Annotated in this window: 14 protein-coding genes and 1 riboswitch; all 14 genes read right to left on the bottom strand. The window is 38.3% G+C overall.

Features of this window, described 5'->3' with window-relative positions; genetic code table 11:
• Positions 1 to 164: 164 nt before the first annotated feature.
• The 14 genes from ACQKM9_RS00205 to ACQKM9_RS00140 all read right to left on the bottom strand — a co-directional run bounded on the left by ACQKM9_RS00205 (position 165) and on the right by ACQKM9_RS00140 (position 12,388).
• Positions 165 to 842, bottom strand: coding sequence for an alpha-ribazole-5-phosphate synthase (locus ACQKM9_RS00205; protein WP_427731579.1), 678 nt, complete (start codon positions 840 to 842; stop codon positions 165 to 167).
• A 3-nt stretch (positions 843 to 845) separates the two neighbouring features.
• Positions 846 to 1,325, bottom strand: a complete 480-nt coding sequence (locus tag ACQKM9_RS00200) for an ECF transporter S component (RefSeq protein WP_427731577.1) — start codon at positions 1,323 to 1,325, stop codon at positions 846 to 848.
• A gap of 10 nt (positions 1,326 to 1,335) precedes the next feature.
• On the bottom strand, positions 1,336 to 1,932 hold the full coding sequence (locus ACQKM9_RS00195; protein WP_038180107.1) for a cob(I)yrinic acid a,c-diamide adenosyltransferase: 597 nt from the start codon (positions 1,930 to 1,932) through the stop codon (positions 1,336 to 1,338).
• A 21-nt stretch (positions 1,933 to 1,953) separates the two neighbouring features.
• Positions 1,954 to 2,355, bottom strand: a complete 402-nt coding sequence (locus tag ACQKM9_RS00190) for a bifunctional adenosylcobinamide kinase/adenosylcobinamide-phosphate guanylyltransferase (protein ID WP_427731575.1) — start codon at positions 2,353 to 2,355, stop codon at positions 1,954 to 1,956.
• Positions 2,307 to 2,906: a histidine phosphatase family protein gene (locus ACQKM9_RS00185; RefSeq protein ID WP_427731573.1), complete on the bottom strand. Its 600-nt coding sequence runs from the start codon at positions 2,904 to 2,906 to the stop codon at positions 2,307 to 2,309. The genes ACQKM9_RS00190 and ACQKM9_RS00185 overlap by 49 nt, the downstream gene beginning before the upstream one ends.
• Positions 2,879 to 3,655: an adenosylcobinamide-GDP ribazoletransferase gene (gene cobS, locus ACQKM9_RS00180; protein WP_427731572.1), complete on the bottom strand. Its 777-nt coding sequence runs from the start codon at positions 3,653 to 3,655 to the stop codon at positions 2,879 to 2,881. The genes ACQKM9_RS00185 and cobS overlap by 28 nt, the downstream gene beginning before the upstream one ends.
• A 26-nt stretch (positions 3,656 to 3,681) precedes the next feature.
• Positions 3,682 to 4,254, bottom strand: a complete 573-nt coding sequence (locus ACQKM9_RS00175) for a bifunctional adenosylcobinamide kinase/adenosylcobinamide-phosphate guanylyltransferase (RefSeq protein WP_427731570.1) — start codon at positions 4,252 to 4,254, stop codon at positions 3,682 to 3,684.
• Positions 4,227 to 5,321, bottom strand: coding sequence for a threonine-phosphate decarboxylase CobD (gene cobD, locus ACQKM9_RS00170; RefSeq protein ID WP_427731568.1), 1,095 nt, complete (start codon positions 5,319 to 5,321; stop codon positions 4,227 to 4,229). Before cobD ends, ACQKM9_RS00175 begins: the two co-directional genes overlap by 28 nt.
• Positions 5,308 to 6,264 carry an adenosylcobinamide-phosphate synthase CbiB gene (gene cbiB, locus ACQKM9_RS00165; RefSeq protein ID WP_427731566.1) on the bottom strand — a complete coding sequence of 319 codons (957 nt, stop codon included), beginning with the start codon at positions 6,262 to 6,264 and terminating at the stop codon, positions 5,308 to 5,310. Before cbiB ends, cobD begins: the two co-directional genes overlap by 14 nt.
• A gap of 1 nt (position 6,265) precedes the next feature.
• The gene (locus ACQKM9_RS00160) at positions 6,266 to 7,738 is read right to left on the bottom strand and encodes an adenosylcobinamide amidohydrolase (protein ID WP_427731565.1); all 1,473 of its coding nucleotides are present in this window, start codon (positions 7,736 to 7,738) and stop codon (positions 6,266 to 6,268) included.
• A gap of 2 nt (positions 7,739 to 7,740) precedes the next feature.
• Positions 7,741 to 8,700, bottom strand: a complete 960-nt coding sequence (locus ACQKM9_RS00155; RefSeq protein WP_427731563.1) for a FecCD family ABC transporter permease — start codon at positions 8,698 to 8,700, stop codon at positions 7,741 to 7,743.
• A gap of 32 nt (positions 8,701 to 8,732) precedes the next feature.
• Positions 8,733 to 9,686 (bottom strand): ABC transporter substrate-binding protein, encoded by a 954-nt coding sequence (locus ACQKM9_RS00150; RefSeq protein WP_427731562.1) that lies wholly within the window; start codon positions 9,684 to 9,686, stop codon positions 8,733 to 8,735.
• 128 nt (positions 9,687 to 9,814) lie between these two features.
• A riboswitch (cobalamin riboswitch) is annotated at positions 9,815 to 10,004 on the bottom strand.
• 279 nt (positions 10,005 to 10,283) lie between these two features.
• Positions 10,284 to 11,951 carry an arginine--tRNA ligase gene (gene argS / locus ACQKM9_RS00145; protein ID WP_427731561.1) on the bottom strand — a complete coding sequence of 556 codons (1,668 nt, stop codon included), beginning with the start codon at positions 11,949 to 11,951 and terminating at the stop codon, positions 10,284 to 10,286.
• Positions 11,951 to 12,388 (bottom strand): DUF1934 domain-containing protein, encoded by a 438-nt coding sequence (locus tag ACQKM9_RS00140; RefSeq protein ID WP_427731559.1) that lies wholly within the window; start codon positions 12,386 to 12,388, stop codon positions 11,951 to 11,953. The genes argS and ACQKM9_RS00140 overlap by 1 nt, the downstream gene beginning before the upstream one ends.
• Positions 12,389 to 12,469 lie beyond the last annotated feature (81 nt).

The following is a 12,469-nucleotide window of genomic DNA, read 5'->3' as shown; positions in this document are numbered from 1 at the left end:
ATATTTTCGATTGAATTACATGTGAATTCAGAATTTTCCTCAACTTTAATATTGAATAATAAAATTAACTAATAATTTTATAGATAAACTTGCAACCTATTTCATTAAAAATACTCAAAAAAAGACTAACCAATCACTGATTAAGTAATTGGTTAGTCTTCAATTTATAAAAAAACTATAGGTTCTAATAATGGGCCAAAATGTTGTTCTGCCGACGTTACTTGTTCTTCAGAAATACCTAGTAAAATTACCGTCGCTGGACCAGCCGTTTTTTCACAGTCTAATGAGCATGAAAAAGGAACGTCGCCAAGTAAGCTTCTAATTTCAGAGTGGATCCCCTTTGACCCGACAGGCCAAATATGCCCTATAATATTTGAATCGAGCGCTTTTTTCACTAATAATAAATTCGCAATATATTCTGGATGCTCCAGTAATTCATTTCCTACTAACGGTTTACCATATGTAAACCAATGAAGCTTTTTGACATCCGTTAAAGGTCGAATCGGAGCCCCTATCATCGTGATGGCAACACCAGATTGTAAAGTAGGCATATTCGTTTCAGAACTGCCTTTGATCGGTGGCACTGGCAGACTTAATTCAACAAATAATTGCGTAATACCTTTCACATAACGTCCCCAGCTCGCTTCACTACTGAAATTATGCATAACTATTGCTTCAGGTTCTGCACCAGCCGCCCATTGTTCTAGTAATGTTACTCTAGCAGAATAATAACTTGTTACATCATCTGGCACTTGAACGACATCTTGCTCTTTTTCTCCAATTGCTCCGGAATTATCTGTTGTAACAATAAAGCCGTTCGATAATTGCATAGCATTTCTCATCTTCTAATGTACCTCTTTTCGTTGAAAGGCACGAGATAATATGGGCATTACAGCCGCTGCAATTACTACGTTTAAAAGCGTTGTTATTAATAGTACTGGTACCATCGAAAAGAAAAACTCTGGTGAATTCAGCCAATAAAATGGTAACGGTGCTAAAATCCCGTTTGCAATAATAGCAAAGATCCATTTCGAATATTTTCTTCCCGCATTATGAAGCTTAGCAAAGCCCCATAATATGATGAACATTTCTATAGCAATAAAGATATGCAATGGGCCAAGGAAAGAACCACCTGTCATAGCCGATATAAGATGGCCAATCGCCGCCGCTGCGCCTGCTGCTACCGGTGGTAAAAAGACTGCACCTAGAAAAGCAGGAGCCGAATCAAGTGCCATAGAACCTAGCCCACCCGGCACTTTAATCATTGCACCTACTGCACATAGAGCTGCAATCATAGCTGTTAAAGTTAAGGTTTTAAGTTTCATAAATAATAATTCATTCCTTTGCTTTTTTTGAACGTCCACCATCTTTAAATACTTTGGCACTTCGAACGTATTCAGTATCTGGCACATTTAAGCGAGCGTTTACTACGCGTGCAGCTGCAAATAAATAATCTGATAAACGGTTTAAATAACGCTGTACAACTAATGGTACATCGCCCTCTTCGGATTCTTTTAGTAAAGTGACCATTTGGCGCTCTGCTCTACGTGTAATTGTACGTGCAATGTGTAAAGTAGCGGCTGCAGGTGAGCCCCCAGGTAAGATAAATCTTTCAAGTAATGGTGGTTCATCCATTAGTACATCAATTCGTTTTTCCATAATTTCTATCGGTCCATCTGTCATTTTGTAATGACGTTCTTTCATGACGTTAGCAAGATCTCCACCACAATCGAATAATTCGTTTTGCATTGCTTCTAAGTCTTCTAATATATCTTTGAAAATAGCAGGATCTAATTCCGTCATTGCTTTACCGATAAATGAATTTAATTCATCAATTGTGCCGTAAGTTTCAACGCGTTGACTATCTTTATCAACTCGCGCTCCAATAATACTTGTTTTCCCTTTATCACCTGTACGTGTATATAGGTTCATCTCTCGTCCTTCTTTCCTGATTTATTTTATTGTTTCAGCTATACCATACCAAATACGTGTTATTTGTGGGCTAATTTTAAATAATTTCTGATAAAATCTCCCACAAATGTCACGGAGCTTACGCGTATTAGCATCAATTGGGACAACACCTCTGCCCATTTCTGTCACAATAACAATAAGTTCCTTCTCTGTTCCTAATGCTTGCAGTTGCTGTAGTAGCTGAGCAGCTAATGTATCCTCATCGACATCCAAATGATTTGCTACGATCTTTTCAAGACCTGAGACAACAATGGTTGAAGCTTCAGGTACAGTCATTGGTAACTCACTTGCTAGCCAAGCAACATCTTTCTTCCCTTGTTCTTCTAGCCAGTTTCTTACATAGTCCCTTTTACCATTATAGGCTCCACCGATAAAAACGTGCATCGTTGTCCCTCCTCGAACTTTTTTTTCGTTGACCAGTGTAATAGATATCTTTCGTTATGAGGAACTTGCCACTCCCAAAAGGTTTTTTCTTCTGGTGCGAATTGCATTAACAACGCTTTGATTGAACCTCCATGAGCGACTATCTTGTAATTCACCATATCTTTTGGCAACGATTTAACGGCTTCTGTAACGCGAAACATGACTTGCTGTAATGTCTCGCCATTTGGTGGTGCTATTTCATATGGATTGTCTATCCAATTACGATACGCTTGTATATCTTTTAACTGGTCATAAGTTTTGCACTCAAAATCACCAAAATGACTTTCACGAAATCCTTCATTATTCATGTAAGTAGCATTCGGAAAATAATAAGCAGCTGTTTCCTTACAACGTATTAAATCACTTCCGAAAACGACGTTTGCAAACTCATCGATAATCGGCAAACTTTGATTAGGAATAATCGACTCATCAGTCCAGCCAAGATACTTCCTTTCAGCATTACTTTTAGTTTTAGCATGGCGTATTAACTCAATAGTAATAGCGTAATCCATAAAATGGCCTCCATTCCTTCAATAAAAGCACCAAGTAAATCACCTGAGCTACCTTGGAAATTACGCACAGTCCAAATTTTATACAGACCTGATGCAACAACTACAATCGCAAGTAATATAAGAGGTAAAATGAAATCCCCACTCCACCAAATTATAAGAATCAAGCCAGTAAGCATTGAAATACATGTCATTACAAGAAATTGTGGTACATATAGTTTTTCTTTAAAAAAGTAGGCTAGCCCTTTTTCCTTTGAACATTTTGTCTGGATAAAATATAAGGACATTCCCAGCCGTGCTAAAAATGGTACCGCGACAATCCAAATAATCGACAGTTCGCCTTTTTCAATTAATTCAGCTAAAAAGAAAATCTTCGTTAGTACTAAGAACAATAAAGACATCGCCCCAAATGCGCCAATACGGGGATCATCTAAAATCTCTAGTCGCTTCTCAGTATCACGATATGAAAAAAAAGCATCTCCCATATCAACCCAGCCATCTAAATGCAATCCACCCGTACAAACGATGAATCCAACAACAAGTAAAAAGGCTGTTAATAACGGGCTTATATCCGCCCAATTTTGCAAACTATAAAAAAAAGTAGCCATGACAACGCCCATACATGCACCTAACCAAGGTAGGAACGAGAACATCCCCGTTATCGTCGGCTTTGTAAGTGGTAATTCTTTTTGAACTGGCACGACGGTAAAAAATTGAAAAGCCAGTAAAATACTATGAACAATCGTACGCAAAAGAATAACCCCCTTCTAAATCTGTATTATTTCCATTGATGCATCTGTCCATATTCCATTTCGATTGCAGTAGTTGCTTCTGCTACAAACCATTGATGAATACGACCTAGCCATTGTTGATAAAGTTTCACTTCATAACTAGTAGAAAGGGGCTCATCTAGCACTTCGTTGGAGACGACAACAATCGGTATATTTCTTTCCCGTAATGCATAAATCGTATTTTGCATCGCTATAAACTTCCGTTCAATACAGTTTTCTTTTTGAAAACAGCTCACACCAGTTTCATAACCATCATAAAATTCATTCGTTAGCCAAGTAGTCACGCAATCCCATAATATCGCGTCACCTTCTTTTATTTTAGAGAGGAGCTTAGAAAAGTCAGTTGGTTGCTCAATGGTCGTCCACTGTTGCCCTGCTCGATCGTTTTGATGTCGGATGATTCTTTGTTTCATTTCTTGATCAAACGGTACACCTGTTGCAACATAAACAAGTCGCTTATTAAGCGATGTCGCTGCTAAATTTACAAGGTACTTTTCTGCAAATGCACTTTTTCCACTTCGCACTCCACCTGTTATAAAGACGAGTTCGCTTGAAACCAATGCATCATCTCCTCTTCTAAACGATTCATTGCTTCGATTGCCTTCATACCTACTCTGAACCATTTACCTTCCATTCCAATGAAATTTTCTGTATGTCGAAGCACTATGCCCTGCTCAAGCATATAGGTAAAGAAACTTTGTGACTGTTCAGTATCTGGCAATTGAAAGCTAACATAATTAGTGACACTGTTCGTAACATGACAATCATTTTGTCGTAAAAATGCTTGAAACCTCGTACGCATTTGAACAGCATAATCACAAGCCTTCTGACGGAAAGCATCTTCTTCCTTACTTAAACAGCGTGCTCCAATTACTGCTGCTATACCATTAATATGCCAATGGGGTACGAGCTTCCGTATTGCACTTGCTACCTCAGGTGCGGCTACCATATAACCGAGCCTTATACCTGCAATTGCGTACATTTTCGTCATTGAACGTACAATAATCACCTGATGATTTTCTTTTACTGATTGTATAAATGATGCATTTTCATCAACAAAATCTATAAAAGCTTCGTCTAAAACAATACTACAATTCGTTTCTTTTGCAGATTCAATAAGCTGTTGAAGTTCTTCTTTCGAAGGTAATACACCTGTCGGATTATTAGGGGTACATAGATATAGGACATCTGCATTTTGCATTGCTTGTTGAAGTTCGTCTAATGGTAACTTCCAATTAACGATATCTTGACAAACTACACGCTGTATTTCTACATCATTTTCTTTTAATGTCGCTTCATACTCAGAAAAAGTCGGATGTAAAATAATTGCATTATTTCCTCGGAAATATGTCGCAAGTAATGAGAAAATTTCCGCCGCACCATTGCCTAATACAATATTTTCTGTAGAAATGTCGTGATATTTAGCGACAGCAGATAGAAATGGCTCACCTGCTGGATCCGGATAACGTGGCAATAATTGCAAATAATTGGTCCAATCATTTTTGATAAAATCTGGTGCACCTGCTGGATTTACATTTTCGCTAAAGTCTAATATATCACCTGGTGGTTGGATGCCCAGTTGTGTATATAAACGATATGGATTTGCCCCGTGATTAGGTAATGACAACGAAAATCCCTCCTAAAATGACCATTAGTAGCCAAAATAATATGGTTACAATTTGCATCTGCTTAATAGAATGTATAATATGCTGAGGCCCTAGTTCAAAATGGACCTCACCCATTTTTGCACGATTCGAGATAATACCCCTATAGCTATTCACACCACCCAGCTGAATGCCTAATTGATATGCTGTGGCTGCTTCGAGCCAACCACTGTTTGGACTTGGATGTTTTTTTGCATCACGTAGCCATCCTTTCATGCGATATGCAAATGGTTTTCCACTTTCATTTTTTGTACCTATCATAAGCAATAAACCTGTCATTCTACTTGGCACATAATTTAGTACATCATCCACATGTGCAGCTACGTATCCAAAATCTGCGAATCGTTCATTTTTGTAAGCGACCATTGAATCAAGCGTATTAACTGCCTTATACATCCATAGGCCAGCACCGCCAAATAAAAACGCCCAAAAGAGTGGAGCTGTTACACCATCACTCGTATTTTCAGACACGGTTTCTACAACACCTCGCGTTACTTCAGGTACTGATAAATGATCTGTATCACGTCCTACAATCCAAGATAACTTCACTCGAGCTTGCTGCAAATCTCCTGATACAAGTGGATTATATACTTCAAGTGCTGCTTGTTTTAGACTTTTCCCTGCTAAACCTATAGCTATTAATATAGATTCTACAAAAATACCTAGGATAACATTGATAGAATATGCAAAGTAAATGACGGCAAATGTACTTGCAGTTGTTAAAACAACGACAATTAGGACAAGTAAAAGCCCTTTTACTTTGCGATGCTTACCTTTATTTAAAAGCTCTGTTAGTTTAGCAATTAATGTGCCAACCCAACGTACAGGATGTGGCATTTTGGGTGGGTCACCTATTATCCAATCTAAGGCTATTCCAATCGTACAAGCGATTATATGTGATAACATTTTATAACCTTCCCTTGGCACGTTTGTAATCTTGTAGTGCCGTAACTGTTGTTTCATAAACTCCGTGACCAATCAACTTTCCAATATCTGTGATAGGCCCGGCATATTCCATAAACGTCCCATTTTGAGTCGCAGCAATTAATAGACTATCTGTTGATGTACCTGTTGCAATTGTATTGGAAATTGGATCCATGATTTCTTCTTGGTGCATTGCTTTCACTTTCGCTTCAGTTGCCGTTATCATTGCTTGCATAAAGGATTCTTCTGTTAGTTTGCCATTAATAATGACCCAAGTATTAATCGTTCCAATATACGGTTTACTCACTCTTTCATGTGCCCTTGAAACATCTACCGCATTGCCAACACCAGCTGTTACTGCAACAATAATACTACCTGTTGTGTTTGAAAATTCACGAATAACAACATGCTTGGCTGCAACTGCAGTCATCATAGCCACCGTATTAGATGGCATAAAATTATGTTGTTCAAGATAACTTTTTAATTCTTCATGTGCATCCGCACACATATAACTCAAATCAACTGCACGATTAACAAATGATTGGAACCATCCAAAACCAGCATTGTGAACAGCTGAGGAAACGGTTTTTAAAGGATATTCCGTACGAAGCTCAACAAATTCATCTCTTATTTTGAATTGTTCTTTTGTCACTATATAGGATTCACGTTCATCCATAGCTGTTGGCATTAGTGTTACTTGTGGCTTCGGCAACTCTGGGTGCGGATAACTTGAAACACGCGTATCATATACTTCTAAAATTTGCTTTTCTTTCAACACTTCATGTGGTTCCCCTATAGCTTTTACATGTCCCTTATCCATTAATAATAGCCGATCACAATAGAGTGAAGCTAAATTCATATCATGAAAAACAGTAATAACTGTTAAACCATTTTGCACTGCTTCTAGACGAATCATATCTAGCAGTTGTCGTTGATGTGCAATATCTAAATGATTCGTAGGTTCATCTAAAAGTAAGATATCAGCTTGCTGAGCAAGTGCTTGTGCTACAAATGTACGTTGTTGCTCCCCACCTGATAAAAATTCGAGGTTTGTATGTTCATAGCTATCGACACCCGTCTGCTTCATAGCTTTTTTCACTGCATTTTCATCTTGTTCTGACCATGTCGAAAACCAACTATTTTGATGTGGATATCGTCCTAAAGCTACCGTCTCACGTACTGTATGTGAAAAGGCATGGGCATGAAGTTGAGGTAATACAGCCATTTTGCGCGCAAATTCCTTCGGTGAGAAAATTTTAATATTTTGTTCTTCAATGAGTACTTGACCAGTTGAGGAAGGCAAGATACCACTAATCACTTTTAACAATGTGGATTTGCCACTACCATTTGGTCCTAATACTCCAAGAATTTCGCCCTTTTTCACTCTAAACGAAACGTCTTGTACTATTGGCCTGGTGGCGTCATAACCTCCAGTAATATTTTCTACAGTAAGCATACTTAAGCACCTTTCGTTCTTCTTTGTCGGAAAAAGATATATGAAAATACTGGCGCCCCAATAAGTGCAGTAATGACACCAATTGGTAACTCTGTTGGCGGAATAATCGTACGAGCAAACAAATCACAAACAATTAATAATGATGCTCCATTTAAAAACGATAAAGGTAACAAGTGACGGTGATCTGCTCCAAATAAAAGTCGTGTCATATGAGGTACAACGAGTCCAACAAAGCCAATTGTTCCAGACACTGCAACTGCAGCACCTGTTAACATAGATCCGCCTATTAATATCAGAATTTTACTTTTCTTCACGTCAACACCAAGATACTTGGCACGTTCTTCTCCAAATAACATCGCATTTAATTCACGACGGTTTAACCATAATAAAAATGAACCAATGAGTACAAAAGGCCACACCATCTTGACATATGGCCATCCACGCATTGAAACACTTCCCATAAGCCACCCAATGATTTGCCGTAACTCATCACCTGTTAAGGCAATTAACAATGAAATTAATGCACCTAAAAATGAACTAACGATAATCCCTGTTAAAATCAGCGTTTCCATTTTCATAGTTCGATCAACTAATCGTGCAAAAGCCATTACACCCATCATCGCCAATAAGGCCCCTAGCATGCTGAAGGCTGGTAATGTGTATATACCAAAAATAGGGGTCGAAATGCCGAAAAAGAGCGTCACCACAGCACCTACCGAGGCACCGGATGACACTCCTAACGTATACGGATCGGCGAGAGGATTCTTCAGCAACCCTTGGAAAGCAGCACCCGCAATTGCCAAAGAGGCTCCTACTAACCCTGCAAGCACAACGCGCGGCATGCGTATTTTCCACAATATATTGGTCGCTGTTGGATCCGCTGCCGTATTCCATAACGTACTAATTGGAACTTTTACAGAACCAATTGATACACCTAGCCAAATGCTAACAATTAAAATCACAAAGGCTATGGTGTACCCTAAAATGGTTTTCCTCACTCAAAAGCCTCTGGATATACTGCTTTTGCAATGACCTCTAATCCTTCAGCAAGACGAGGACCTGTACGGCTTGTTAAGTTCGCATCAACTTGAACAACTGCATCATTTTTAACAGCTGTGATACTATCGAATCCTTGGCGATTTTTCACCTTCTCGACAATATTTTTCACATTGTATTTCACGATAATTGTATCTGGATTACGTTTCACAATTTCTTCAGGGTCAATTTGGAACCAACCTGTTTGATCTGCTGTGACGTTTTTAATATTAGCTAAATCAAACATTTCTTGCATAAATGTATCTTTACCTGCAGTGTAAATATTAGGTTCATCTGATGTTTCGACGAATGCAGATTTTTGTTTTACATCTTTTACTTTAGCTTGTACTTCTTTTACTTTTGCTTTCATATCATCCGTAATCTTCTTAGCCTCATCCGCTTTACCAGTAATGTGACCTATTTGTTCAATTGTTGTATACGTTTCATCAAAATTCTCAGCGTTTTTGACAACAAAAACTTTCAATCCAGCATCACGTAATTGTTGGAGACCTGCTTCAGAAGTACCTAAAAGTGTTTCGTGTGCAAAAACAACTTCTGGATTTAAGCTAATAATTTTCTCGGCGTCAAATTCCATCCCTCCGATTTTTTCTTTTTTCGTTGCCGCTTCAGGATAATCATCATTATCCGATACAGCAGTAATTTCTTTTTCTAATCCTAAAGCGAAAAGAATTTCTGTATTACTTGGCACTAAAGTAACAATGCTCTTTGGTGCTTCTGTAAATTTCACATCATTGCCAAGTGCATCAGTCTCTGTTAATGGATATCCTGCTACCTGTTGCTCTGTTGCTGGCTCGCTATTTTCCTTTTTCTTAGTATCATCCGTTTGGCCACAGCCTACTAACACGCCTAGTGCTAAAACAAGCACTAAACAAAATTGCCATATTTTCTTCATTTACATTTCCTCCTTGTTCATAAAAAAAACTCTCGTTTTACGACGAGAGATACGATGACAGTGAATATATACATAGCAGTACTTAAAATGCACTTTTACTGACACCATTTCTATCCGCGTAGTTCTAATTGGTGGTCTCCATGTTGGTAGGTCTCCTGGCTCGTGATCACAGCTTGCCGTGCCTTCCCAAAGCGCTATGCTTTAGTGACAAATTACGACTTGCTCACACATACAGTGGCGGGACCGCATCGGATTTACACCGACTTCCCTTTTCTCTTTACTAAATCAAAGTAAAGAACCAACATGTTTCACAATATACAATTTTTTATTACATCCTGTACAATTATACAGAAAATTAAATACTTGTCCAAGTTGTTACTAGGCTTGGTGGAACTATTAGTAATAACACATTGTGACATGAATCGATGAAGTCTAGCTATTTTATCTTTAACTAGCGCAAATTTTTTTCTTTCATTTGTTCTTTATAAAAACCAAAAGACTATTCCACACTTATTCAGTGCGAAATAGTCTTTTTATAAGTACCTCTTAGATTCACAAGCTTATTCAACCTCAGTAGCTAAAAGGGTTTTTCTGTCATTACATTTTCTCAGGTGCTGATACGCCAATAAGTTTTAGTGCGTTGGCAATTGTTGTGCGAACTGCTGTAATTAGAGATAAACGTGCTGCTGAGCGATCTTTGTTATCAGCATCTAAAACTTTTTCAGCATTGTAGAAGCTGTGGAAAGTTGCTGCTAGTTCTTGAATGTAGTTAGTAATACGGTGTGGTGTGCGATTCTTCGCAGCATCCGCAACAACTTGTGGGAAGTCCCCTACTTTTTTCAAGACATCAATTTCTTTCTCTGCATTAAGAAGATTTAAATGTTCTTCAGATGCTGCAAAGCCTTGTTCTTTTGCTTGGCGCAAGATTGAAGAAATACGCGCATGTGCATATTGTGCATAGTAAACAGGGTTTTCATTTGATTGCTTAACAGCTAGGTCAAGGTCAAAGTCCATATGTGAATCACCTGCACGCATTGCAAAGTTGTAACGTACTGCGTCTAAGCCAACTTCTTCAACAAGTTCACGTAAAGTAACCGCGTTACCTGTACGTTTACTCATTTTCACTTTTTCGCCGTCTTTCATTAAGTTCACCATTTGAATGATTTCAACTTCTAATGTGTCACGATCGTAACCAAGTGCTTCGATTGCTGCTTTCATACGTGGGATATAGCCATGGTGGTCAGCTCCCCAAATGTTGATAAGTTTAGTGAAGCCACGTTGAATTTTATCTTCATGGTATGAAATATCTGGTGTTAAATATGTGTAAGAGCCATCATTTTTTATAAGTACACGATCTTTATCGTCCCCAAATGTTGTCGAGCGGAACCAAGTAGCGCCTTCTTCTTCAAATACATGACCATTCTCACGAAGTTTTTCTAGAGCCGTTTCAACTTTACCTGATTTATAAAGTGATGTCTCAGAATACCAAACGTCAAAGTCTACACGGAAGTTTGCTAAGTCTTTTTGTAATTTACCAAGCTCTAATTTCAAGCCATGTTCACGGAAAAATTCAAAGCGCTCTTCATCTGATTTACTTAGAATCGAATCACCAAACTCAGCAGCTAATTTACCTGCGATATCGATAATATCTTGACCATGATAACCGTCTTCAGGCATAGAAGCATCTAAGCCTAACGCTTGTTTGTAGCGAGCTTCTAAAGATGCTGCTAAATTATTGATTTGATTACCTGCATCATTGATGTAGTATTCACGTGAGACATCATATCCTGCAAAGTCTAAAACGTTACATAATGAATCCCCTACAGATGCTCCTCGGGCATGTCCTAAATGAAGGTCACCAGTTGGGTTAGCTGATACAAATTCAACTTGTACTTTTTCATTAGCGCCAGCTTGTGAACGTCCATATTCTGCGCCTTGCGCTAAAACAGTCGTGATTACTTCCGCTAAATAGTCTTTGCGTAGCACAATATTCATAAAACCAGGACCCGCGATGTCGATTTTCTCAATAGCAGTACCTGTAGTATCAAGGTTTTCAATAATAGCTTCAGCGATTGCACGTGGAGGCTTTTTAGCTAATTTTGTAAGTTGCATAGCTATATTAGTTGCATAGTCGCCATTCGTCTTATCCTTTGGTGTTTCTAAGTGTATATTCAATGTTGATGTATCTTCTAAAAGACCTGCTTTTGATACTGCTGCAAGAAGCGCTTCTTTAATCGCATGTTGCACTTGTTCTACTGCGTTCATTATTTTCCCTCCGAGTAATTAATTTCTAAAGTATAATCGCCTACTGATTGTCCACCAACGATTAGATCATAGTTTAAATAAAATCGTCCGCTCGATTTACTGTCATGCGGTTCGAATAGCATGTCCTTCGTATACGTCACGATTGGTAATGCACCGAATTCACTATCATAATGGCCGTTTTGTTCATGATTAAGTAAAAATGGCATACGCATTTTCACATCACCATTTCGAAGAATAACCGCCTCATTATTACCGAATTTTAAAGTTGAACGAATATGTTTATCTTCTTGAACTTCTTCATATTGTAAGTACGTTTGGTCCCTTTTTCGAACTATCGTACCTTCTGACCAAAGCTCATAAGTTTCAGCTTCTGTTTCAGATTGTCGAATTGTCGTTTTTAACTTTAATTTTACGGGTGCTTTAAGTTCACTAGTCATACTTATGGGCCTCCGTTCTATTCTTTATATAACCTTCTTATTATAGGTTAGAATCGCTTGTTTTTTCAAGGTGCAAGTAAA

The sequence above is a fragment of the Viridibacillus sp. NPDC093762 genome (assembly GCF_050279675.1).
Taxonomy (GTDB): Bacteria; Bacillota; Bacilli; order Bacillales_A; family Planococcaceae; genus Viridibacillus.
Note: the sequence above shows the minus strand (reverse complement) of the source record. Positions and strands in the feature narration are given on the sequence as shown.

What these genes read in the sequence shown, in the direction of transcription:
- ACQKM9_RS00205 (WP_427731579.1), bottom strand. Translation starts at nt 842, where the DNA reads ATGAGAAATGCTATGCAATTATCGAACGGCTTTATTGTTACAACAGAT.
- ACQKM9_RS00200 (WP_427731577.1), bottom strand. Translation starts at nt 1,325, where the DNA reads ATGAAACTTAAAACCTTAACTTTAACAGCTATGATTGCAGCTCTATGT.
- ACQKM9_RS00195 (WP_038180107.1), bottom strand. Translation starts at nt 1,932, where the DNA reads ATGAACCTATATACACGTACAGGTGATAAAGGGAAAACAAGTATTATT.
- ACQKM9_RS00190 (WP_427731575.1), bottom strand. Translation starts at nt 2,355, where the DNA reads ATGCACGTTTTTATCGGTGGAGCCTATAATGGTAAAAGGGACTATGTA.
- ACQKM9_RS00185 (WP_427731573.1), bottom strand. Translation starts at nt 2,906, where the DNA reads ATGGATTACGCTATTACTATTGAGTTAATACGCCATGCTAAAACTAAA.
- cbiB (WP_427731566.1), bottom strand. Translation starts at nt 6,264, where the DNA reads ATGTTATCACATATAATCGCTTGTACGATTGGAATAGCCTTAGATTGG.
- ACQKM9_RS00160 (WP_427731565.1), bottom strand. Translation starts at nt 7,738, where the DNA reads ATGCTTACTGTAGAAAATATTACTGGAGGTTATGACGCCACCAGGCCA.
- ACQKM9_RS00150 (WP_427731562.1), bottom strand. Translation starts at nt 9,686, where the DNA reads ATGAAGAAAATATGGCAATTTTGTTTAGTGCTTGTTTTAGCACTAGGC.
- argS (WP_427731561.1), bottom strand. Translation starts at nt 11,951, where the DNA reads ATGAACGCAGTAGAACAAGTGCAACATGCGATTAAAGAAGCGCTTCTT.
- ACQKM9_RS00140 (WP_427731559.1), bottom strand. Translation starts at nt 12,388, where the DNA reads ATGACTAGTGAACTTAAAGCACCCGTAAAATTAAAGTTAAAAACGACA.